Annotated in this window: 21 protein-coding genes, 1 other RNA gene and 2 pseudogenes; 4 read left to right on the top strand and 20 right to left on the bottom strand. The window is 36.5% G+C overall.

The features are described from left to right. Positions 1 to 304: 304 nt before the first annotated feature. From MKY71_RS14750 to MKY71_RS14770, 5 genes are all read right to left on the bottom strand, one after another. Positions 305 to 1,402, bottom strand: a complete 1,098-nt coding sequence (locus MKY71_RS14750; protein WP_340733134.1) for a YkvI family membrane protein — start codon at positions 1,400 to 1,402, stop codon at positions 305 to 307. Positions 1,403 to 1,492: 90 nt separating this feature from the next. Continuing rightward, a complete protein-coding gene (menC, locus tag MKY71_RS14755) occupies positions 1,493 to 2,599 on the bottom strand; it encodes an o-succinylbenzoate synthase (protein ID WP_340733135.1) in 1,107 nt (368 codons plus the stop codon). Then, positions 2,596 to 3,408 (bottom strand): GNAT family N-acetyltransferase, encoded by an 813-nt coding sequence (locus MKY71_RS14760; protein ID WP_340733136.1) that lies wholly within the window; start codon positions 3,406 to 3,408, stop codon positions 2,596 to 2,598. Before MKY71_RS14760 ends, menC begins: the two co-directional genes overlap by 4 nt. Further along, positions 3,405 to 4,520 carry an amidohydrolase gene (locus MKY71_RS14765; RefSeq protein ID WP_340733138.1) on the bottom strand — a complete coding sequence of 372 codons (1,116 nt, stop codon included), beginning with the start codon at positions 4,518 to 4,520 and terminating at the stop codon, positions 3,405 to 3,407. Before MKY71_RS14765 ends, MKY71_RS14760 begins: the two co-directional genes overlap by 4 nt. 5 nt (positions 4,521 to 4,525) lie before the next feature. Next, positions 4,526 to 5,398, bottom strand: coding sequence for a MurR/RpiR family transcriptional regulator (locus MKY71_RS14770; protein ID WP_340733139.1), 873 nt, complete (start codon positions 5,396 to 5,398; stop codon positions 4,526 to 4,528). A gap of 204 nt (positions 5,399 to 5,602) precedes the next feature. On the opposite strand from MKY71_RS14770, the gene MKY71_RS14775 reads away from it, so the two are divergent. Next, on the top strand, positions 5,603 to 7,198 hold the full coding sequence (locus MKY71_RS14775) for a DUF4153 domain-containing protein (RefSeq protein WP_340733140.1): 1,596 nt from the start codon (positions 5,603 to 5,605) through the stop codon (positions 7,196 to 7,198). A gap of 136 nt (positions 7,199 to 7,334) precedes the next feature. Here the strand turns inward: MKY71_RS14775 and MKY71_RS14780 are convergent, their stop codons facing one another. The 6 genes and pseudogenes from MKY71_RS14780 to MKY71_RS14805 form a co-directional block, all read right to left on the bottom strand. Then, positions 7,335 to 7,538, bottom strand: a complete 204-nt coding sequence (locus MKY71_RS14780) for a hypothetical protein (RefSeq protein ID WP_340733141.1) — start codon at positions 7,536 to 7,538, stop codon at positions 7,335 to 7,337. 139 nt (positions 7,539 to 7,677) lie between these two features. Beyond that, complete coding sequence (locus MKY71_RS14785; RefSeq protein ID WP_339173291.1) at positions 7,678 to 8,469, bottom strand: SDR family NAD(P)-dependent oxidoreductase; 792 nt, start codon at positions 8,467 to 8,469, stop codon at positions 7,678 to 7,680. A gap of 113 nt (positions 8,470 to 8,582) precedes the next feature. Then, positions 8,583 to 9,155 carry a TetR/AcrR family transcriptional regulator gene (locus MKY71_RS14790; protein WP_340733142.1) on the bottom strand — a complete coding sequence of 191 codons (573 nt, stop codon included), beginning with the start codon at positions 9,153 to 9,155 and terminating at the stop codon, positions 8,583 to 8,585. Between the two features lie 367 nt (positions 9,156 to 9,522). Continuing rightward, positions 9,523 to 10,980, bottom strand: coding sequence for a DUF7309 domain-containing protein (locus MKY71_RS14795; RefSeq protein WP_340733144.1), 1,458 nt, complete (start codon positions 10,978 to 10,980; stop codon positions 9,523 to 9,525). A 144-nt stretch (positions 10,981 to 11,124) separates the two neighbouring features. After that, positions 11,125 to 11,283, bottom strand: a pseudogene (locus MKY71_RS14800) (GNAT family N-acetyltransferase); the annotation flags it as partial. Continuing rightward, positions 11,213 to 11,779 carry a hypothetical protein gene (locus MKY71_RS14805; protein ID WP_340733658.1) on the bottom strand — a complete coding sequence of 189 codons (567 nt, stop codon included), beginning with the start codon at positions 11,777 to 11,779 and terminating at the stop codon, positions 11,213 to 11,215. The gene MKY71_RS14805 and the pseudogene MKY71_RS14800, both read right to left, overlap by 71 nt. Positions 11,780 to 11,996: 217 nt before the next feature. Here MKY71_RS14805 and MKY71_RS14810 point away from each other — a divergent pair, with 217 nt between their 5' ends. Next, complete coding sequence (locus tag MKY71_RS14810) at positions 11,997 to 12,641, top strand: hypothetical protein (protein ID WP_340733146.1); 645 nt, start codon at positions 11,997 to 11,999, stop codon at positions 12,639 to 12,641. A 414-nt stretch (positions 12,642 to 13,055) separates the two neighbouring features. Here MKY71_RS14810 and MKY71_RS14815 read toward each other — a convergent pair. The 7 genes and pseudogenes from MKY71_RS14815 to MKY71_RS14845 all read right to left on the bottom strand — a co-directional run. Continuing rightward, a pseudogene (locus MKY71_RS14815) lies at positions 13,056 to 13,274 on the bottom strand (FtsW/RodA/SpoVE family cell cycle protein); the annotation flags it as partial. A gap of 75 nt (positions 13,275 to 13,349) precedes the next feature. Continuing rightward, positions 13,350 to 14,912 carry an IS66 family transposase gene (tnpC, locus tag MKY71_RS14820; RefSeq protein WP_340732393.1) on the bottom strand — a complete coding sequence of 521 codons (1,563 nt, stop codon included), beginning with the start codon at positions 14,910 to 14,912 and terminating at the stop codon, positions 13,350 to 13,352. A gap of 53 nt (positions 14,913 to 14,965) precedes the next feature. Then, positions 14,966 to 15,319, bottom strand: coding sequence for an IS66 family insertion sequence element accessory protein TnpB (tnpB, locus tag MKY71_RS14825; RefSeq protein WP_340732394.1), 354 nt, complete (start codon positions 15,317 to 15,319; stop codon positions 14,966 to 14,968). Further along, positions 15,316 to 15,507, bottom strand: coding sequence for a hypothetical protein (locus MKY71_RS14830; protein WP_340718477.1), 192 nt, complete (start codon positions 15,505 to 15,507; stop codon positions 15,316 to 15,318). Before MKY71_RS14830 ends, tnpB begins: the two co-directional genes overlap by 4 nt. 70 nt (positions 15,508 to 15,577) lie before the next feature. Next, entirely contained in the window at positions 15,578 to 16,573 is a 996-nt protein-coding gene (locus MKY71_RS14835) for an FtsW/RodA/SpoVE family cell cycle protein (RefSeq protein WP_340733147.1), read from the bottom strand. A 233-nt stretch (positions 16,574 to 16,806) separates the two neighbouring features. After that, entirely contained in the window at positions 16,807 to 17,856 is a 1,050-nt protein-coding gene (locus MKY71_RS14840) for a DUF4030 domain-containing protein (protein WP_340733148.1), read from the bottom strand. Continuing rightward, positions 17,840 to 18,358: an RNA polymerase sigma factor gene (locus MKY71_RS14845; protein WP_340717194.1), complete on the bottom strand. Its 519-nt coding sequence runs from the start codon at positions 18,356 to 18,358 to the stop codon at positions 17,840 to 17,842. Before MKY71_RS14845 ends, MKY71_RS14840 begins: the two co-directional genes overlap by 17 nt. 664 nt (positions 18,359 to 19,022) lie before the next feature. Between MKY71_RS14845 and MKY71_RS14850 the strand changes: the two genes are divergently transcribed. Together MKY71_RS14850 and MKY71_RS14855 are read left to right on the top strand one after the other, a co-directional pair. Continuing rightward, the gene (locus MKY71_RS14850) at positions 19,023 to 19,565 is read left to right on the top strand and encodes a hypothetical protein (protein ID WP_340733149.1); all 543 of its coding nucleotides are present in this window, start codon (positions 19,023 to 19,025) and stop codon (positions 19,563 to 19,565) included. Between the two features lie 563 nt (positions 19,566 to 20,128). Then, on the top strand, positions 20,129 to 21,388 hold the full coding sequence (locus MKY71_RS14855; protein WP_340733150.1) for a hypothetical protein: 1,260 nt from the start codon (positions 20,129 to 20,131) through the stop codon (positions 21,386 to 21,388). A 364-nt stretch (positions 21,389 to 21,752) separates the two neighbouring features. On the opposite strand, the gene ssrA is transcribed toward MKY71_RS14855, so the two are convergent. Together ssrA and MKY71_RS14865 are read right to left on the bottom strand one after the other, a co-directional pair. Beyond that, positions 21,753 to 22,109: a transfer-messenger RNA gene (gene ssrA / locus MKY71_RS14860) on the bottom strand. Between the two features lie 265 nt (positions 22,110 to 22,374). Continuing rightward, entirely contained in the window at positions 22,375 to 22,752 is a 378-nt protein-coding gene (locus tag MKY71_RS14865; protein ID WP_340733151.1) for a helix-turn-helix domain-containing protein, read from the bottom strand. Between the last annotated feature and the right edge of the window lie 103 nt (positions 22,753 to 22,855).

A 22,855-nucleotide genomic window follows, 5' to 3' on the forward strand; every position in this document is an offset into this window, starting at 1 on the left:
TAAGTCAGCTGAGTAGGTGGTTTTTTGTATTATTTAACTTCATTTCATTACTCTGCGATGTTATTTATTCAATAAGAAATTTTTACTTCAAAGAATGGGAATGAAGTGTGAAGTAGAAGTTTGATATACGATGAAGAATTAAACATTATCGTGCTAATCCTGAGAAGAATAAATCATTGAACCTAGAAGATGCTATATCACAAAATCTTTCTAAAAGCTTAATAAAAAGTAATTCACAAAATTAGTCAGTAATAAAAAAGAGACGCACCAGATACGGCACATCTCTTTCCGGGAAAAAGTATTTCTAGGACACTTCCCTATTTGAAAGTTGTTTAAAAGGCACAGATTCCGTTTGTTTCAACTTTTTTCGTCGAATCCATGCAACAATTACGACAAGAATTAAAGCAAACCCTAAATAGCCCATCGTTGAGTAAACTTTCCCTACTAAATTTGTGAAGCCAACTAGACTTGCAGCAAATCCTGCCAAACCAACGACGATGACAGCTGGCTTGAATGACTTGGATTCTGGTGCAAAGAAGCGTACGGTAAAGGCATAGAACATACCGACTGCCGTATTGTACATCATCCCCAAGAGTGCGATTGACATAAGAATACCTACTGCCGGATGAATTTGATTTGCTAGTTCTAATGTTGGCATATCCACCCCTGCCACCACGTCAATTTTCACGAACATCGCGACATTGATTAAAATAATTAATAACCCCAGCATAATTCCGCCAAAAATACCGCCGCGCCCTGCTACTTTACTATCTTTCTCCGTACCACCCATCACGATCAACAGCGCAGCACCCGCAGCGATATTATATGAAACATATAATAATGCGCCCATAAACCAATTGCCTGCCGCTGCCGGCTGCTCCTTCGCCAAGCTATCTGCTTGTGACCACGAAAGATCCATCGTAAAAATCGAGTAGATTAATATCACAAAGATAACCCCCATTAAATAAGGTGTTACACTCGCAATAATATTGATGATATTTTTCACATTCAATAATAATGTCGCAATCGTTAAACCAACCATGATAATGCTGCCCACCATAGGATCAATGCCAAACATTTGATTGAATGTAGAGCCTGAACCTGCAAACATCACCACCGCAACCCCAAATAAGAAGAACGTGATCAGGAAGTCTAAAATGAAGCCTAAATAACGACCACTAATTTGATAAATAACCCCTTTATGTGAAGAGACCTGCATTTCCGAGCCTAGCTGTGCTAATGTCATACCTAAAAAGGCAAAGGCTAATGAAGCGAGAATTCCCCCGATCAGCCCTAGGGTACCGAAACTTGTAAAGTACTGCATGATTTCCTGACCAGAGGCAAAGCCCGCGCCGATTATTAAACCGACGAAAGCACCTCCTATTTGTAAACTTCTTTTCATAGTGCACCTTCTTATTGATTGAATTTTCTGATAAAATAGTCCGTAAATTTCCTTAAGCACAAACATTCATGCTTAAGGAGTTGTTTTGTATTAGCTATATGTTTTCTTATCGACTGTATAAGATTCCACTGTTTCACGATTGATCGCATAACCGATGCCGGCTGTTTGCGGTACCTGGATATAACCGTTTTCCGCCACTACCTCAGGCTCGATAATATCCTTTTCCCAGTAGCGATTCGAGCTTGCCGTATCCCCTGGCAGAATAAAGTTCGATAAAGTTGTCAGTGCTACATTGTGTGCACGTCCCACACCCGACTCCAGCATGCCGCCACACCATACCGGGATGCCCTTTGAGTCGCAATAGTCATGGATTTTTTTCGCTTCTGTTAAGCCGCCGACACGACCGATTTTAATATTAATAATTTTTGTCGCACCGATTTCGATTGCTTTACGTGCATCCTCCAATGAGTGAATGCTCTCATCCAAGCAAATCGGTGTTGTCATTTGCTTTTGCAGTGTTGCGTGATCGATAATATCATCCGAAGCTAACGGCTGTTCCACCATTGTTAAGTTAAACTCATCGAGCTGCTTTAAAAGTGCCGCATCTTCCAGACGGTAAGCAGAGTTGGCATCTGCCATAATCGCCACATCCGGGAATTTTTCACGGAGTGTACGCATCACTTCTACATCCCAGCCGGGCTTAATTTTCACTTTGATCCGCTTGTAGCCTTCACGCACATATTCATCTACTACAGCAACTAAATCATCGATCGATTTTTGGATTCCGATACTGATGCCTACCTCGATTTGATCCTTTGTCCCGCCAAGTGCAGCGGCAAGTGTTTGATTAGTTTGCTGGGCATAAATATCCCAAATCGCACCTTCAATTGTTGATTTCGCCATATTATTTTTACGGATTGGCTCGAAAATCGCACTTACTTCATCTGGATGGTTAATCTCTTTATTTAAGATTAACGGTATCAAATAATCCTCCAGCATGTGCCAGTTCGTTTTCAACGTTTCTTCGTTATACCATGGTGAGTGGAATGCTACCGATTCCCCCCAGCCGATTGTCCCTTGTTCATCTTTTGCTTCCAGTAATAAAAAATCTCTATTTGTAAACGTACCAAAGCTTGTTGTGAAAGGTGCCTTTAGCTTCATTTGTAAATGTCTAATTGTAATTTCGGTAATTTTCATGATTGCGTTCCTCCAAGTGCCAATGTGTCTTTTCGTACAAAAATATATTCATTCCACGCTTCCTGCTGCTGCAGGCGAACTGCTGCGTAGCCTGCTGCAAATAATGCCTGGCAAGTTTCTCGCACAGCTAATCGCCAGTGCATCGCATGCTCCTGACTCGTTGCCTTTAATAGTTGGAAATCCTTTGGAACAGGTAAAGCATAAGCAGGCTTCGTGAAATCTACGTTATGTAACTTGTTCTTGCATAAACTTTCCTGCTCCCAAACCATCTCGCCAAGCGGTGCCGGATTTTCGAAATCAGGCTGGATGGACTGCGCTACATAATCAGACGTTAAATGCCAATGCACCTCAAAACGATCCGATGGCAAGCCTTTATTAAAGCCGTCCTGCATTTCGCCGTAGCAGTTTTCCATGTACGTATCACAAATGCCGTTAAGCTTTGTTAAATTCAAGTAACCATTGCGTGTTTCAAGTGGATCAAATGTCCATACCATCAGGTCATAACCTTTTTGAATGGCGATTTCACGCTGCTTATATTTCAGCTTTTCACCGATTTTTCGAGAACGATAGGCCTCATCAATGCCAAGCATATGTGAACATAAATAAGTTTTGCCATTATTGAGTGCCGCAAAGCCGTAACTGAAGCCGACCAGTGTTTCGCCTTCATAGGCTCCTACCATAATGCCGCCATGCTTGACCGCCGTTAATGTTTGATGTGTCGGCAGGGGGGATATTTGCCAAATTTGCTGCTCAAGCACTTGCACTTGCTGCATTTCTTCCATTGTCGTTAGTTCTTTTATTAAAATCATAGTTGATCGCTTCTTTCTAAATGCTGTAACGCGCCAAGTAGTGCCCGCTTGATTATTTCTACGCCTGTCCCAAGCTGATCTTGGTTAAAGGTCATTTGCGGATGATGCAGCCCCGGTGTGACACCACAGCCTAAGCCGAGCATCGTCGTTTTTAAATGCGGTTTTGTATATGCATAAAAATGAAAATCCTCGCCTCCCGGTGTCACGATAGCCGGTGCACAATACTCGGTTCCAACCGTTTCAATAATCGCCTGTCGCATAATCGCTTTTGCTTCTTCATCGACCTGTGCTGCCGCAATATGAGCGCCAATTGTTGTCGTAATGGCTGCTCCGTATAATGTACTGACAGCATCAATGGCCTTTTGTAAACCCGCTGTGAGTGCATCCATCGTGTCATTCGTCTGTGCGCGCACATCTAAACTAAATGTCGCGGTACCTGGAATGATATTTGTCGATGCTCCTCCTGCCTGAATCTGGGTCATTTTAATCGAGGCGCTTTCCTCAGGTTTGATCCATATACGTTTTAGCGCATCTACAAGTGCAGCGGCAACTTCAATTGCGTTTATCCCCTGCTCTGGTCTTGCGCCGTGTGCTTCGATTCCAGTAATGGTGCCGTTAATAAGTTTTGCTGCCCCGTGATAGATCGCTGGTGCATGATACCCTTCTGCCAGTTCCACAAGCGGGCGTACATGTGTACCAAACAAAAACTGCAACGGATCGACTACACCGCGTTCCACAATCGCCTTCGCACCGCCTGCCTTTTCTTCTGCCGGTTGGAATATAATCCGTACTGCACCGGGTAGATGCATTTTTTGCAAGGCAAATGCTACACCGAGTGCCATCGTCATATGTCCATCATGCCCACAGGAGTGATTGGCCTTGAAGATCCCATCTACTTCCTGCCATAGGGCGTCGATATCTGTGCGGAAGCCAACTTTCGGGATACCAGGACCAATATCCACATACAAACCCGTCATCCCCTCAAACAATATGGGGGTAAGCCCTGCTTGTGTGAGCTGTTCTGCAATAAATTGTGTCGTTTCTACCTCCTGCCAACTCACTTCAGGATGATGATGTAAATGCTCAAATATTTGGTTTAAACTTTTCTCCATATGACTCAACTCCATCGATCTGCTAAAAAACTATTTTGAAAATCATCAAATTTTTTGCGTTGTTGCTCATAAAACGCCGGATCATGCGACACCATGCCCACAACGAGTGTATTCATAAAAGCAATCAGTGCCGGCATGATATCTATCGTCGAAAGCTCCGTTTGCTGCAATACAAATGCAGTATCTGCATGAGCGATAATCGGTGCCACATTTGAATCCGTCATTGCCACCGTGTAGGCCCCCTGCTCATGAAACATTTTCGCTAATGCAATGGATTCCTTATAATAACGGTGCAATGATATGACGATGACTAATGCATCCTCATCCATATCCTGTAATGTACGGATCAGCGCACCTGTGTGTGGCTCAACGACTTGTACATTTGGTCGTAAAATATTTAATGTGAATGTCAGCCAATGTCCTGCAAATTGTGAAGCACCCGCACCGATTAAATAAATCGTCGATGCTTGATGCATGCGTCTTGTGACATCTTGGAATTGGTCCGGGTCGATTTGCTGGGCAATATTGATGATTTGATTGCTTACCTGTCCCATGACCTTTTCTGCAAGCTGCGGTTCATGAAATAATGCTTCCTTTGATGCCACATAATTGCCTAACGTACTATTCGTATTGTTTCCAAAAACGAACATCGTGACTTCCTTTTGGAGCTGTGCATAGCCCGTCAAGCCAATCGCATAACAGAATCGGATCACCGTTGTTTCACTTGTGCCTGCACTAACACCTACTTCACTAGCCGAATGTACACCAATATAAGTTGGATTTTTCAGGACAAATTGAGCAACCTTTTTCTGCGCTTTTGAAAGCTGATCAAAATGCGCCTCAATCCGTTCGGTAATCGTGCTTGCTATAATTCCCAAAAAGAAGCCACTCCTTCACGATTTGTTTTTTGAAGTTTAAACTTCAAACGTTGAATAGTAATTTAACATACTCATCGGTAAAAGGCAATAAGTTTTCTGAAAGTTCATACTAATAAATCTATTAATTTGTCAATTCAATGAAAATGATTAACTTGAGCATATAAATTAAAAGCATATAATGAAGACATAAAGGGGGTATCTTTGATGAGGTTTAATCGAATTTTTCAACAGTTTGCAGGAATAACCGATGCAATCAAAGCATTTCCACTCGTTACTGGACTCTTACTTGTTTTATTCATCTTGAATGTAGCAGAAATTAGCGGTACTGTGACAAACTATGAAAAATGGTTGGCAGCGCTTGTAGTTGCTGTATTCGCTGCATCTGTAGCAGACTTATTTGCCAAACGGGTCATAACGTATAGCATCGCAATCATTTTTACAGGTCTTTTCTTCTTGATTAGCAGCTCAAATGATCTCATATTAGCGATCCAAACAGGCATTGTTGTAAGTGCGCTCATGATGGGCTTTATTTGGCGCGGAGAGGAAAATTTCAGTGCACGTTTTTTCCATATTTTCAAAAGCATACTCATCACAGCCTTCTTCTCCATCGTCATCTTTGTTGGATTAATGCTTGTTTATGCAGCGATCAATTATTTACTGTTTCCAGTTAATTCAACTATCATCGGGTATATCGCAGCTACTGTATTTGGATTGTTTACTCCATTATTCTTCCTGTCCCTGACGATGAAGAAAGCAGAGTCAGCCCATATTCTTGAGGTGTTAATTTCGTACGTCATTGTACCGCTGACAATGGTGTATGCGGTGATTTTAGTGATTTATATTGCACTGCATTTCACCGACTGGTCGGAAAATTTACTCGAGCCATTATTAGTGTCTTTCGTGACAACTGTACTCGTCGTGTACTTTTTAAGCAATGTAATTACTAATGCATTAACGAAATGGTTCCGTCTCATTTTCCCGAAAATATTACTTGTCATTGTGCTTTATCAACTCGTTGTCTCCATCATGAAAATTGGTGAGGCCGGAATTACGCATGGCCGATATTTTGTTATTTTGTTCGGTTTATTTGCCATCATCATCGCAGTGATCCTTACATTCATGCCAAAAAAGCAATGGCTTGTTGCACCGATTTTTATCTTGTTTAGTTTACTTTCTGTCATCCCGCCTGTTGATGCCTTTACGATTAGTAAACACAATCAGGAAAATCTGCTGCAGGAGCGGTTACAATCGCTCGGTATGTACGATGGAGAAGTTCAACCGAATCCGGATATTTCTATGGAGGATAAGCAATTCATTACGGAGAAATTTGATTATTTACAGCGAATGGAATATCGTGTGGCGTGGCTGCCAGATCAACCTTTCGAGAAAATTTTTGGTTTCTCCCCACAATATAAAGATTACACGAATGAAGTCTATTATACAGCTAACTTAAATGGAGACGAACGGATTATTACTGCGATCGATGGTTACGACTATTTTGTTCAAGTATCCATTTCACAAAATTCACTGCATAGACGCTTTGAATTAACAAACGATACGGAGCTCCGTATACAGAAGGATCAGCTCGTGATAATGAAAGACGAGCAAGAGCTATTAGTATGGCCGTTGGAGGAGCTAGACACCCTCTTAACAAGTGATTACAGAAGGTTATCTGTAGAAGAAGCTACTCTAATCGCAGAAAACGACCGCGCGAAGCTGCAAATCATCGTACAACATGCTCAATCCCATCGCAATCAACGCAATGCGGAGCTATATGTTTTTGTGCAGGTGAAGGAGTAAGGAAGCGAAATTATTTATTACAATTATAAAAACGGTGGTAGCTAAAGGATTCCCCTTCAGCCGCCACCGTTTTTAGTGTTGTATGTTATTTGTAGCTCATAGTTACAGGTTTTTAGCCTCGTACTTTTGCTTTTTGTTACTTCGTGAAATCTGTTACGACATAAGTACCTTTTGTTTCGAAGCGGGACATTTTATCGAAGATCGTTGGTACTTCTGATAGTGAGATTTCGGCTGTGACCATTTTGCCAGGTTGTAAGTGCCCTTGCTCCACTAAGCTTAGGAGGCGAGGAAAACCACTGATTGGCATACCTAACGTACCAATGAATTGCGCTTCTTTCATAACGATCAAGTCCTATAATGCCAAAAAAGACCACTCATAAAAGTGATCCTTTTCATTCCGCTCAATTATATTTTAGAGGGCTATATCGAACTGTGAGTATAATATTTTATTAAGCAGAACTGTTATAACTTGTGGGAAATTATCCACGTAACATATTACGGCCACCGTTTACCGGAATAATTTGACCATTAATGAAGCCTGATGCATCTGATGCTAAAAATACCATTACTGGTGCCATGTCACGATCTACATCGCCCATTTCACCACGGAAAGGTACTTTCAGACGTTCAGCTTCTAAAAACTTTGCACGGGCTTCATCAGTTAAGTTGTTTAAATAGTGCTCGTACATTGGTGTTTTCATCGTTGGGTTCACACAGTTTGCACGGATATCGTATTTCAATGCCCATTCGTATGCAATTGTGCGTGTCCAAGAATATACAGCACCTTTTGAAGCAGAATATAATGCACCACCTGGCATACCTGTTGAAGCTGTATCAGAAGAGAAGTTGATGATATTCCCTTCTCCCTCTTGCTCCTTGAAAATATTGCACGCTGCTTGGTTTGTATAAATTGTACCGTTAATGTTTACGCCTAATTGGAACGCTAAATCCTCTGGCGTATATTCTTCAGCAGGTTTTAATTTTTCAACACCTGCAATATGTGCTAAAACGTCTAAACCGCCCATATCTTTTGCGGCTTGTTCAAATACAGAGAATACTTCTTCTTGATTCGCGATATTACAACGATAAAATGTTGCTTTCCCCGCTACACCAGCTTCTGCATTTACATCATTTACTGTTTGTTGACCCATTTCTTCATTAATATCTAGAACTGCTACTGTTGCACCTTCACGTACATAAGCACGAACAGTACCTGCAGCGATACCACTTGCGCCACCAGTCACGATAATGCGTTTATCTTTTAATTGCATATCAAACACTCCTTCAATTTGTCATTAACTATAGTATAAGATGTGCTACATATGATAAACGATTCCGACTTTACGCTAAGTGTTACGCTAAAGGAAACAATTTAAACCATTTGTTACCTACCTTGCTCATCATAATTTTGAAAAATAGGAAGTGTCCATCGCTCATAGTAGGATGCCATCAGCTTTGGTGGAATCAGCATACCATCTTTCATCCATTTCACGAGTAGCATTGTATGTGATGACGCATAGAAGTAAGTCATATATTCATGCTCTAAGTCAGATAGCTTTAACGGTTTTAATTTATTCGATATGATTTCACCCGAATGCTTTAATACAAATTCATAAAAAGAATTTTGCCCTGTAAATGCACTAATGCGTTCATAAAATTTGCGTTCCTTGTAAAATTGCTGATATTGCCACTCCAGAATCATTCCTGATGGTAAGTCCATATTTATATATAGCTCTCGCAACTTCTCCATCGGTGCAATAATGTCTTTAATTAATATTTGCTCAACGATATCGTTTTTATCTTTAAAGTATTTATAAAACGTCTTTCGTGAAACTTGTGCGGCCTCGCAAATTTCAGCAACCGTAAGCTTCGTAAAATCCTTATCCATGACAAGCTTATGAAAACTACGCATAATTTTAAGCGCTGTTTCGTGCAAAACTTTTTCTTTTTCCACCATGCATGCACCACTCTTCTTAGTTCAAGATTATAAATTTAAAGGAATTTATTAATATCAATTATACTATATATAACATAAGTATCAGGCACTCACACTAGTTATAATAGTCAAGATAAAGAAGTTCATCGCACTGCCTATACAGTTTCAGCGTGTAGAATTTCTGAAATCAGTAGTAAAAATAGACTTGATACGGCTGTCGACTACACTGTAATTTATCCACAAGAATATGATGGCTGTGCACATTGCTACAAAGAAAAACATCGAAAATAAAATGAAGGTAGTGAAGTCTGTATGGCTTCTCTACCTTCATTTCTTGTTAGCATAGTTTAATTAAAAATAATTATCTGAGTACCTAGCACTTTTTAAATTAAAAAGGTGGATTAAACTTCAACATTTCTCTAAACTCATCAACGTTTGGTAGCTCACTTACTACCAATTCGATTCCAACAAGCTTTGCAACCGGCATTAAAATACGACATACTTCTGCTGATACGAATATTTTACTAGGAAGAACCGCTAAATCCTTTAACATATTCCAAAACAACAATTGCTGAACAAACGAATGTTTCCGAAATGGAACAATTTCATGGTGAATAACTTCTCCAGTAGTATGATTAACTATTATATTTATAAGAGGATACAGTGGACGTTCCTCCTCCCCGTCTACTGCATAAGGCATATAAAAATAATCAAATTCTATTTCTAGTGGACTCTTTTGCTTCTTTTTTATTTTTGCAACTTCTAAATCATTTACATCAATCTCGAGCACCCAATCTTCAATTCGTTCCATTTCAATAATGCCTAACAAATCCACTTCGCCATCATTTTGCACTTCAAATAGAGGATAGCCATACATTGGCACCATCGGATATTCCCAGCCACTCATCCGCATTTTGGTTACTTGAATCATCAGTTCTATTAACTCAATCATCGTTTCTACTTCATCATAATCCGGCTGCATCGGAACAAATCCAGGTTCAAATGTTTTGAAAGCAATCCAGTTTTTCTTCCCGCGGAACGATAAGCCATGTTCTTTAATTAGTTCATAATCTTCTTTATCAAGTTCATCTCGGTCAACATAATTCACCGTTAATGCACTCATATCAATTGAAAAATCATCCGATAAAGCTTCACCGTTAATAATTTTCTCTAATGATTGATAACCAAAGGCTTCATCATACATCATTAATCCATATTCCTGGCCACCAGCTCCCATAACAGAAATAAAGTACTTCATATCATTTAACTGAACCGCAATAATATCTTCATTATTAAAATACTGCCAAGGCTTCAGTTTTTTAAACTCGTCTGCTACCTCGAATAATGTTAAGTAATCCGGAAATAAATTGTCCATTAAACCTTTCTCAATTTCAGAAAATAAACTTCTATCTAACTCCATTTCCAGTTGCAGTACTTTATTTAACGCATCAATATCAATATTTTTTCGTTTTGAAAATAAATCCCCTTGTCCATCTATGATACAAGCTTCTACATCTTCAATTTCAATTACTTTTTCTAATGTAAGCTTTAGTTTTATTCCGGCTTCAGTCATATAATCCATTCCATCATCAATCTTTACAAACCATTCTCCAACCGTTTCTTCCAAGCTTTCAAATTCATCATAACTCTCACTATAGAGTGGAATCACTTGATGCGATTTTTTTCCCTTTACTTGAAAAAATTCAAAAAACACATCGCTTTCATCTTCTATCGAGAATGCCGTTGATATAACTGTATCCAAATCAAAAAGGCTCATACTTTCAGATACTTGAACAATACGATAAATAGTAGGATTTTTTATACTTTGAATTCGAATTTGGTGCACATTAACGCCTCCGATAATTAATTTAATAGAATTTACTTAATTATCCTGTAAAATTCATATTTTTACACTATTTTATAAAACTTTCTTATGATTTATAAGTTTAATAGAATAAAAAACTTTTCAATTTATAATCCCTGTTTATAATTACTGATAATTAAACTCTAACCGCACCATATCCCGACACTGTATGCCATTTTCAAAAATCGGTTCATCATAATTGTCGACAAAATAGTCATGAATGATTTCTTTTAATCGAAAGCCGCATTTTTGATAAAGAGCAAGCTGCTGAATACTCGAGTTCCCTAATTGGTGATTTAAACTTTTCTTGTAAGAGACCACGATAAGGGAGTAACGTCATTTCCTCTGGAATGGTCTCCATTTCCCGAATAATAACAGTAAGGAACGTTTTATTATTTTCTACTTTATCGAAAGTAACGTTATGATGACTTTTTCCATCAACATTGATCTGCCATCCATAAGGGATGATTTTAGGCTGTCCATCTACTTTGATATGGAGTTGTAGGTCGCCATCTTTTAATTGTGTATCATAAATGGTGTACAAATGGCCTAAATAGTTGAAGCTAGTTTTTTCGTTTCTTTTAAAAGTAAATGGCTCGGTGTAAGTGAGTAGTTGAACAAAGTAGCTTTCAATTTCAAAAAACGTTGGGTCAGTTTCGATGGGCAATGTAAAATGCGTAATTTTCTCTCCGAGTACTTCTGTATCTTGATGGTATGTGCTGACAAGCGGATAAATCGGTTTGATATTTTCACTTTCTTTTATTTCAAAAGTTGTTACCACTTCGTTTCTATTGTTACGGATGAGTATAGAAATAAGTGAGTTCCAGCCGAGATCAAATACAAAATATGGAAACGTATGATACACTTAGGTTAACTAAATTCGCTGTATAAACACTGATGCTTCTTCAACTAAAGGGGCAGGATTGATCAAAAAGAAGTTAATAGATATTCATTCACTGTAAAATAAAATAAAGATTGTTTATATTTTGGGGGAATAAATGATAAATTTTTTTAATGAGATTCGTAGACCAATAAAAATATTGCTATCAAGAAAATTATTATATTCTGCTTCAATATTTATCATAGGGGTTATTTTAGGCGTAATTTCCAAGGTGCTTGATACAACTCCAAGTAATTATTTACCCTATTTTCTTGAAATATTAGATATAGGAAACTTTTTTTCTCGCATGGGAGTTTGGATTTTCCTTGCGGTAGTTATATCTGTGTATAGTAAATCACCTATTTGGTCTGCTATAAATGTATTTTTGTTTTTTGTAGGCATGGTTAGTAGCTATTATCTATACACAGTTCTGGTAGCTGGTTTTTTCCCTAAATCTTATATGATGATTTGGATTATAATGACTTGTATTTCGCCACTTTTTGCTTTTGTATGTTGGTATGCAAAAGGGAAAGGTATATTTGCTATGTCTATTTCATCAATTATATTTATGTTTATTTCAAGACAGACTTTCGGGTTTGGAGTTTGGTATTTTTACATTAAATATAATCTAGAATTGTTACTCTGGATAGCGATCATATTTGTTTTGTATCAGTCTCCAAAACAAATAATAAAGGTGGTTGCTATTGGATTGATTCTTCGCTTTCTTACTGCTGAAATAAATTTGTTCTGGGGAATGTTGTAGTTTTCTATCTACACTTTTTTTACATATCAAAGAATGTGGAAGTTCATACTTAAAGTAACGGGGGCTTTAGTTAAACAAGACATTATAAAAAAACAGAACTTCCAATCTCTGGAGGTTCTGTTTTTTTAAATCTTAAACAACAATAAGCTTTAACAAAGCCAATTAATAAACAACCCCTTTTCATGCGAGAACTAATAAAACGACTGTTATCATTAAAATTGAAGCTTTTTTCATTTTACACCCCCAATATTTAAATTCAATGTAAGAATACTTTTTAACAATATCTCCTAAATTGTAAACTAGATAACTAGGTTGTGTTCAATTATAGGGCCATTTAACGGAACAGGGCCCTTCCTTATTCAAGGAAAACGCCTGATTTTTTAACAAATTAATTTTAGTTACTTCAAATTAAAATTAATCATCCTCATTAACATCAAACAAATAGGAACGATGATGATAATGCATGCTAAAAATAAAGCCGAGCGCAAGTGCGTTACCCATTAATGAACTACCTCCATAACTAATTAACGGCAATGGGATACCTGTAATCGGTAGTAATTGAATTGTCATACCGATGTTTTCAAAGACATGGAATGTAATCATTGCGATAATCCCTGTGCAAAGTAAGCCCGAAATATAAAAAATAGCGCACCTTCACGGTACGCACGACGAACGGCCAGCTAACTGAAATTTTTTTCAGTTAGCTGGCTATTTTGCACATGTGGCTTGAATATTTTCTGACCATGGCATGTAATTATGTAAAATCTCAGGTTGTTGATGAAACGATATATTAGGTAATTCCGTCATCAGCTTTACCAAGTACTGATAAAAATCAATTCCGTTTGCTTTGGCCGTTTCAGCCAAACTCAAACAAATGGCATTCGCATTAGCACCTGCTTCACTCACGGAGAAGAGCCAGTTTTTGCGACCAATGACATTTGGACGAATGGCATTTTCAGCGGGATTGTTATCAATGGCGACATACCCATTTTCAAGGAAAACCTTTAACTCCGATGAACGGCTTAATGTATATTCAGCTGCTTTCGCAATGGCATTTTTACCGAAGAAAGGCGAACGATCAATCCAATCCATAAATTCATCGACGATCGGTTTTGCTTCCTGTTGGCGAACTTGCACGCGCTCTTCCGGTGAAAGATGTTTGATTTTTCGTTCGATATGAAACAGCCGATCGCAATACTGCACGCCTATTCGTCCATTTTTACTATCGGCTTTTAGCCAATAACGGCGTACGTGAGCCCAACAGTTGGCGAATTGAACATGAGGTAATTGACCGTAAGCTGAATACCCATCACAGATCACAGTGCCTTTGAATCCCTTAATTAAATCTTCTAATACAGCGCGCCCTCGAGAAAGAGCGCTCTTAAATAGAACGATAATGGGACCTTCACTTTGTACACTGCGACATACCCAGTTATAAGCGTTTGATTGAGCTGGCTTTCCATCTGAACGCTTAATTATTTGTGCATAGGTTTCATCTATATGCAACACAGATTTTGCCGTTAATAATTGGTTCATCAAATTATAAAGCGGTTGAAGCCAATCCTCTGCCACACGTATTACCCAATTGGATAGATTTTTATCATTTGTATGTAGTCCATGGCGCTCCCATTCATTTACCTGACGGTAAAGAGGTAAGTACTGGATAAACTTATCGTAGATAAGCTTTGCCAAAACAGTAGGACCGGCAATGCTTCTTTGGATTGGACCTTGCGGTGCTTTACCTCGTTTAATTTGAGCTTTTAGTAGGGCATCGTTTTTACACGTTTTGCACTCATACACATGTTCAAAATGTTGCACACGCTTCAGGGAGGCTGGAATAAATTTTGCCTCTTCACGTATCAACGTTGAACTGAACTCTACCATCTCCCCAAGACAGCAGTCACAAGCTAAGTTGGCTGGGTGATGATGAATTTCTTCAATTTCTATATCCTCATGAAACGAGTCATTTCGTTTTTTATTTGTCTTTTTACGAGTAACCGTATAACTAACCGTTTCGGTGCTTTGTTCTTCTGTTTGCTCAGGTTCGTTAAAAGACGGATCGTCTTCAAATAATGAGCCTTGTCCATCTGGTGCTTGATACTTTGATTTTTCTGATTTAGAACCGTATAAAGCTTTTGTTAATTGGCGAATTTGTTCAGTCAATGCTTCAATTTGTTTGGTTAAATTTTTATTTTGTTCTTTTGTGTAGGCTAATTGTTCTTCCAATAATTGAATCACTTTTTCATTTGAAGCGTTTCCCAAATCATTCACCACATTTCGTTCAATTTAAGTTATGAATGATTATACCACTTAAAATAGGGCTATTAAAAGATACCTTTTGTAGATTTTGCAATCGCCTTTGGCTGTTGCAGAGATAATCCTTCTAATAACCAACGAAGCTCTTGTTGCGAAAGTTTGCGTACCTCATTTTCATCTTTTGGCCATTGTAATTTCCCATTATCTAATCGTTTATAAAGCATGGCGAAGCCATCTCCATCGAAATACAAACATTTATAACGATCCTTGCTCCATCCAGAAAACAGAAAGATAGAATCACTATACGGATCCAATTCGAAAGAATCTTGAATGAGCGTTGCGAGACCATCAATTCCTTTACGCATGTCTGTCTTGCCGCAGATGATGTAGATGTTTTGCACGCTCGTAAAATCCTGTTTCATCCCTTCAGCTCCTTCATAATGGTTTGAATAATGCGCTCATCTACGCCATTGAAGAAGGAAATTTCAGCCACAGCGGTTTTAATTACACAACTTGGCTCAGCAGTGTATTGAAGAGAATGATTCGAAGAAGTTTCAACTGGAAGAGGATCGAGTTTGACGGGAACAATGGTTAATTTGTTTTTAGACATAAATGGCACCTCCTTTGATTGATACATTTATCGTACCGGAGGTGCCTGCTGTTTTATATGCGTTGTTTGATTACGGGCTTACTGTGCAAATATATGTACTGTATGGATCTTTAATTTTCATCGCAATTTTAATCATATGGTACATTAACAAAAAGTACATACAAATGACAAAACTTGCTCCAATAAATCCCCACTCTTCACCAATAACTGTAAAAATGAAATCTGTATGATTTTCAACTACATATACTTCACGATTTAAATAACCTTTACCAAATATTTCACCTGAACCAATTGAATTTAGTGAAGATATTAATTGAAAACCTTCATCGGAAGCGTAGGTATAAGGATCAAACCATGAAAATATACGTCCCAATTTATAAGGCTCAATGCCAAAATTATCTTTCAAAAAATCTTGCATATTAAAAACCATCCATATAACAAAACTTCCAGCTGCTATTCCTACGGTTACTAATGGTGTTATTATCAACCATGAAATTCCGGACACGAGTATTAAAGCAATTGTAATAGCGATAAAAACAAGTGCTGAACCTAAATCAGGTTGATTAAATACAAGTAAGAATGGCACAACCAGTAAGCCTAATATTTTAATTAATAAATAAAAATCAGTTTTTAATGTACGTAAATAATGTTTTTCATTATGCAAACTGATTGTTTTGGCACAAGCCAATATGTAAAAAGTTTTCATGAATTCAGATGGTTGAATATTTCCTAAAGGGGTATGATACCAACTTTTTGCTCCATTGATGATTTCACCAATTTGTCCTTTTCCTTCTGGCATAAATATTAAAGTGACGAGTAATAGAATGCCAATGCCATATAAATACCAAGTAATTTTTTTATATTGTTCAATATCGAAATACATGACACAGAGTATTATAAACCCTAAAATTCCATAATAGATTACTTGCCTGGGTATAAAATTGATACCTGTATAACTGGTTGTTTGTGCAGAAGAAATAGCTAATAAACTAATACAGAAAAAGATGAATATAATCACAACTAATATCCAATCGATTTTCTTCATGATTTGACTTTTTTCATTCACAAGTTCACATTCCTTTCGGTAAATGTATTATAGATAACGAATACGTTTACAAAAAAAGTTCTAATAGTATCAACAAATCCCAAAAAGAAGATTATTCAACAATATCAATATGGCCCTATAACGGAAAACGCGATTTTCTTATTGAAGAATCGCGCCCTTTTTTCAAGATGAAAAGTTGAAAAGAGATTTAAACATTTATCAAAATAATTAAAGACTATGAGTTCCTATTTAATTTAGTTTTTTATTTTAATAAACGATTCCTCTCCATTCTTTAATAGGAATTGAATCGTATATTTGTCACTTTGTATTACCTCTTTCGTATCCGTTAAAGCTAAGTAATCTTGTACAGCTAATTCAATTTTTTCTATTATTCCTTCCGAAGGTGGTTGTTCAAAATCCGTTTTGATTGAAACATAGGAGTGTCCTTTCCTTACCTTATAGGAGAGCCCAGTCACTTGATAAGTGGATTTCCCAGCCATTGCATTATATATATCAGATGAAATATAACCCCAACGGTTATCTTGTAGGCGATGTTTTAAATTAAAAGTACTTACTTTAATATCCTTAATATTTATATCCTGTGCTTCTATTTCTTTTTCGATATCCTTAACAATTTCATTGGACTCATCGACATGGTCAGGCATATCAATTAAAACAATATTGGAAAACCATGTTTCTTGTAACCCAGCTAATTCATAATCTGCTTCCTTGGCATATCCATAGGCTGAGAATACTTCTTTCACTATCTCGCGTACTTTTTCGTATGTGTCATCCTCTTCAGTCTTTGGAGGAATTTGTTCTTCAGTTCCTTCAGAAATTATTAATTCATACTGGTCATAACCATTTTCATATAGAAAATTTGTTACCTTTGGTTCGAGATTTTCTGTTGCCTGTTTTAATGTAGAATCTTTCAATATAAGCGATATTTCTATCGTATATGGCGATGGCTTGATTCCTACTGAATTAAAAGAGTATCCTTCCCTTTCGACTAATTCTGCAAGTTGGGATGTTAAATCTGGATTATACTGACCATTTGAATAACTTGGAGTAATAGAAATTGGTAATATTCTCTCCGCTACCCTCGCCATTGTGGGTGAATAAAACGGTGAAGTAATGATAAATAGCATACAAACCGCAACAACAATCCCAAAATACCGTTTTCTATTATGCTTTTCACGTTTATTTATATTCTGCAAAATCTTATATTTAAGTTGATTTTTGGATTTCTCCGTTATCTTTAATTCTTCTTCGAGTTCACTAAATTGTTCATCTGTAAATTTCACTGGTAAACCCTCCCTTTATCAACTCATTTTTCAGTTGAACTAACGCTCTTGTTAATGTCATTTTCACTTTACTCTCAGACCAGTTTAAAATAAGAGCTGTTTCTGCAGTTGAAAATTCTTTTAACTTTCGCAAGATGATGACATGCCTGTATGTAGGCTTTAATTGTTGAATCGTTCTGTATAATTGTTCTGTTTGAAAATTCATTGCTGCGATTTGCTCGGGCATTGGCTTGTAATCTTTCTCTTCCATCGTTAAACCGAAAAAGTGCTGCAACGGATGTTTTTTTCGGAAATAGTCCTTGGTGACATTATGTGCGATGCTAAATAGCCATGTTTTCACAGAGGATTTTTGTTCAAATTGATGTTGGTGCTTATAGGCTTTTATAAATGTTTCCTGTGTTAAATCTTCTGCTTGTTGGTAGTCTCTCACGATTAATAGTATGTATGTTAATACCGATTCACCGTATTGTTCAATCCATTTGGTCAACTCCTCTTGTTGCAAAGCTGCTCCCTCCTTTTCTATATACTTAGACGTAAATTAAACTAACTTCGTCACGATTTTTTTAAAACTAAAAATTAAAAACATAAAATTAAACTTCATTCCGGAATTTTTATGCAATTTAAAAAGCGCTTTCCGCACTTTCCTTTTAACAATCGCGCCCAATTGTGAGGGCCTTAGTGCTTTTTTTAAACGGTGGGGCATTCTTTTATAACACTCCCCCAAAAGATGTTATTCAATATGGCCCTATAATAGAAAACACGATCTTCTTATTGAAGAATCGCGCCCCATTGTTGAAGTTTGTTTTTTGTAATCCACAAATTTTCAGCATGAATAATGAAATTAGGTAGCTCAATAAGGCTATAAATCTAACATCTTTAGCTTTATTTTGGAAACCTTTTTTTTAGAATACTTACATATATTCTCTTATTATCCAACTTCAGATTCAAATCCCCCGAAATATTAAAACTTTTAACTAAAAACCAAACAGGATAAATAAAGAACCAACTGTTTGATCAATCTTTATTTCAATACAGTTGGTTTCTTTCTATAAAAAATCAGTGTTTGCTGTAGCTTTGTAATAAAATTTTAAATTACCTCGTAAATCTTTATTTTACGTGTCCTCGTTATGGTAAAATGTTGGTAATTTAATCAAGGAGGTTTTACATTGAAGAAATTATTATGGATAGGTGCATTATCTGCATTACTTTTAGTAGCGTGTAGCGATGAAGCTGATAAAGAGCCTATAGAAGCAGAAGAAGTGATTGTTGAAGAAGAAGCAAAAGAAAACGTGAAGGAAGAAATGATAGAGAAAGAGGCAAATGAGACTGTAGATGCAGCTAATGAACCTCAAATTGATACATCTTTTTTTGAATATGCCAAATCAGTGACAGTAACAGATGCACGTAGCACAAATAAGCATATTACTTTGCAGATAGATTTAAATGACGATGCTAAAGCTGGGATTGGGACTCAGCACGTACTAAATCAAATGTATTTTTTCTTAAAACAAGATGATATAAACGGGGCAGATACAGTTTCCTTCTACGTTCGCATCCGGGAAGAAAAAGTGGCCCAATTCAAAACGACAGTTGCAAATTTTAAAGATGAACTGGAAACACCGTTGTCGAATATTGTATTAAAAGCTTCTGAAATCAAAAAATTAAATCCTGAAGTCGAATCGTACGGTAAGACAATGGGATTATGGTAAGTATGTTTTATAGGTAACTATTAAGAATTTAAATTAAAGACAGGCCCTCCACAATGATGTGGAAGGTTTTACATGCTCCCCATCATAATAATGAATTTAGATTGAAAAATTATACAAGTTTGTGCTTATTGCATCAATGTGATAACTATACAACCGCATACATAATAACGTTCTATACTGAAATTTTGGAGAGAAAAAAAGAAACAAACGTTGATATAACTGCGTTCGTTTTTTTTAAAGTAACTTTATTTATAACCTTTTATACAGATAGCATAAACAAATTGCTTCATTTATCGTTGCAGTGTTATTCCACAATATGGCCCGATCGTGGAATAAGAACACTTTAATATAAGGTATGACACCCTATATCACGGATGGAGTGGTTTTTGTTTGAGAGGAAAAATCGCCAAATTAGGAACATGACAAAGAACGTGAATATACCAAAGCTTGATGATAGATATTAAGTAAAAATGTTATAGTACTGTATAAATGGGAGAAGTTAACGTCTTATGATAATATGACAAAAAGATTGAAGTAAAGCACTTAACAAGGGAAGAGATTATATGAATTATAATTTACATTTAAAATGTGAAGTTTGTAGTAACACAATTCGATTAAAAGTATATGCAGGATATGAACTCCAAAATAGTTTTAGCTATTCTTGTCCAGAGTGTAAAATTAGAATTACTGGTCACTTGATATGGAATGAAAACCCCGAAAAAGGTTTTGTTAAAGAGTTTTCTTGTATTAATGCTAAAGATACAGTGGAATTCGAAAAAGAAAGTCACGTTCTTCAAGTGGCAACAGAATTTTATACCGATAAAATTAAAGAATTTGATCCAGATGATCCGACTTTATATATCTCTCCTTTCATGATAGAGAATATTTCATTCGAGCTAAAAATGAAAAGACAGATATTTTTAAATTATGTTACAGAAAATTTTTCAAATGATTATATGGTCACTAACAGATTATGGCAATTATATAAAATGGAAAACTATAAATATCTAGACAGACAACTTCTTTCAAATAAATTTGTTAAACCAGTATTATTAGGTGAAGTTTTAAAGATAGATTATTTTGATAAAATGTTAGAAGTCCTTTATAAGCCATTTTTACCTTTCCTAATCAACAGTAATAAATTAGTAGAAATACAAAGTTTTAGAAATTTATTATCTGATTTAAAGAAAAATCATAGTGCAGAAATACATCAATTAAAAATAGATTTAGAAGAGTTACTCAATTATTCAGAATCCGAACTTCTTCATTTATTGGATAACTTTTCGAAGTACTATAGTTATATCTGGCCGATTATATTATCTACTTCTCTTAATACCGAAGATTTAGATGAAATAAAAGTAAAAAAGGGTATTCTAACCACTGATTTCGAGGTTTTAAAGAATTACTATGTTGAAGCATTTGAAGTTTTATCTTCGGCCCTACCAGTTTTATTAGGGATTCAAAATATCAAGTTGAGAAAAAATCGCGATACATTTCATGAAAGCAATAGGATAAAATTTAAAAATATTAATTCAATTAAAGATTATAATCACAAAGTTAGAAAAAAAGGTTATAAGATTGAATTCTTTGAAGAAGAGAATATATTCTCTTCATACGATATAACCAAAGTATTAAATAATGAAATTAGAAATAGTATAGGTCACTATTCTTATAGTGTTGAATCAGATCAACAATTAATTCATTTTAAAGATAATAATAAATCATCTAATTTGTATTTAATAGAATTTGCAGATTTATTATTAAAAACATTTTATGCTACGTTTTTTACTTTTGAAGTAGTATTCTTTTTAAAGAATAGCTGATAGAATATTTTAAAAAATAAATGCTATAAATTATTCAAATAACTAATGCAGTTTCAATACATTTATTTTTCGTCTTTGTTTGATTTCCCTATTGTGTATTTGGTTGACTTAATATAAAAGCGCTAGTATCCAATGCCTTAGCAACTTCTATAAATTTAAGACACAAACTTTCCAAATCTGACCAATTTTGTATGTATCCAAGTGGTAAATACCGTATTTAGTAAAATAAATTAAGGATAAAAAATAACGCAAGTTTCTCTTAAAATCAACCATAAGATTTCCGCAAAAAAAATAAAGCATAAGCTTTCCAAATGGAAAACTTATGCTTTACGTCACAATATGACTGCATTTACAGCCACTTTATGTATGGAGACGGTGGGAGTCGAACCCACGTCCAGAAGCTCCAATACGCCGGCTTCTACGCGTGTAGTTTGTCTACTTGCAATTCGCGAATTCTTATGCCGACAAACAGGCGTCCGAATCGCTAACCTGGAAATCTCTTACCGTTGACTCAGGTGGTGCCAACGATCGTATCCCACTTAAGTTGAACCCAGCGTAGTCTACATGGGCGATAGACAGGCTGAGTGCTACGCGCTATTAAGCTGCGAAAGCGAAGTTTTGTTGTTTGCCAGTTATTATATAACTTCCGTTGTTGACGAAGACGAGACCTCCGACGCGCGACCAGAGCTTGAACCACCCCTGTCGAATCCGTAACGTCCCCGAGTAATAGTAAACCCGAGTTAAGTTCGGAAATGAGCTTTATTGGCTCATCAATTATGCCTCGGCATAATTGCCGTCCAGATTTTTTTGAGTTCACTCAAAAAGTTTCCTTTAAAAATCTGTGACATTTGCCAAAGGCTTATCTGCTGAAGGCAGATATCGTGTACCGTATGAGTAGATACACACTGGCTAGTACAGTAAATTATATGACAAAACGGCTAAGCTTGCAAGTAATTGTGCTTCTCTCGTATCCTGCCAATATTTTCTTAGCCTTGTTTATATAATTGATTGCGGTAGTCTACCGGTGTGACACCGTGGAATCGCTTGAACATCTGCGTAAATTCAAAGTAACCGTTCAACCCGATCATTTTTGAAATTTCCTTGAAGTCCATTTGCGTATCTTCCAGTAATCCTTCTGCTTTGTGTAAGCGAACTTTCGTAATATATTCATTGACCGGCATCCCGACTTGCTGTTCGAAAATATTATTATAGTCCGGATACTCACCGGCAATTATATCCTCAACTAATGCCAAACAATCGGCATGTACACTATACTTTTCTACTAAAATGACAATCTTATCGACCAATTCTGCGTTGCGTAATCCATTCACTTCTGGAAGTCCCCCTACGTATGCTAATGCCATTGACCAAAACACCTCAAATTTTATAGTTTTAACCTTGCTTTTACTTCACTTTACCTGTGTACCCCCATCTTCTAGATTGAAAACCACTTTTTTTGGCGAAAAA

The organism is Solibacillus sp. FSL W7-1324 (assembly GCF_038008025.1).
Lineage (GTDB): Bacteria > Bacillota > Bacilli > Bacillales_A > Planococcaceae > Solibacillus.

What these genes read in the sequence shown, in the direction of transcription:
- MKY71_RS14750 (WP_340733134.1), bottom strand. Translation starts at nt 1,402, where the DNA reads ATGAAAAGAAGTTTACAAATAGGAGGTGCTTTCGTCGGTTTAATAATC.
- menC (WP_340733135.1), bottom strand. Translation starts at nt 2,599, where the DNA reads ATGAAAATTACCGAAATTACAATTAGACATTTACAAATGAAGCTAAAG.
- MKY71_RS14760 (WP_340733136.1), bottom strand. Translation starts at nt 3,408, where the DNA reads ATGATTTTAATAAAAGAACTAACGACAATGGAAGAAATGCAGCAAGTG.
- MKY71_RS14765 (WP_340733138.1), bottom strand. Translation starts at nt 4,520, where the DNA reads ATGGAGAAAAGTTTAAACCAAATATTTGAGCATTTACATCATCATCCT.
- MKY71_RS14775 (WP_340733140.1), top strand. Translation starts at nt 5,603, where the DNA reads ATGAGGTTTAATCGAATTTTTCAACAGTTTGCAGGAATAACCGATGCA.
- MKY71_RS14780 (WP_340733141.1), bottom strand. Translation starts at nt 7,538, where the DNA reads ATGAAAGAAGCGCAATTCATTGGTACGTTAGGTATGCCAATCAGTGGT.
- MKY71_RS14785 (WP_339173291.1), bottom strand. Translation starts at nt 8,469, where the DNA reads ATGCAATTAAAAGATAAACGCATTATCGTGACTGGTGGCGCAAGTGGT.
- MKY71_RS14790 (WP_340733142.1), bottom strand. Translation starts at nt 9,155, where the DNA reads ATGGTGGAAAAAGAAAAAGTTTTGCACGAAACAGCGCTTAAAATTATG.
- MKY71_RS14810 (WP_340733146.1), top strand. Translation starts at nt 11,997, where the DNA reads ATGATAAATTTTTTTAATGAGATTCGTAGACCAATAAAAATATTGCTA.
- tnpB (WP_340732394.1), bottom strand. Translation starts at nt 15,319, where the DNA reads ATGAAACAGGATTTTACGAGCGTGCAAAACATCTACATCATCTGCGGC.
- MKY71_RS14830 (WP_340718477.1), bottom strand. Translation starts at nt 15,507, where the DNA reads ATGTCTAAAAACAAATTAACCATTGTTCCCGTCAAACTCGATCCTCTT.
- MKY71_RS14855 (WP_340733150.1), top strand. Translation starts at nt 20,129, where the DNA reads ATGAATTATAATTTACATTTAAAATGTGAAGTTTGTAGTAACACAATT.
- MKY71_RS14865 (WP_340733151.1), bottom strand. Translation starts at nt 22,752, where the DNA reads ATGGCATTAGCATACGTAGGGGGACTTCCAGAAGTGAATGGATTACGC.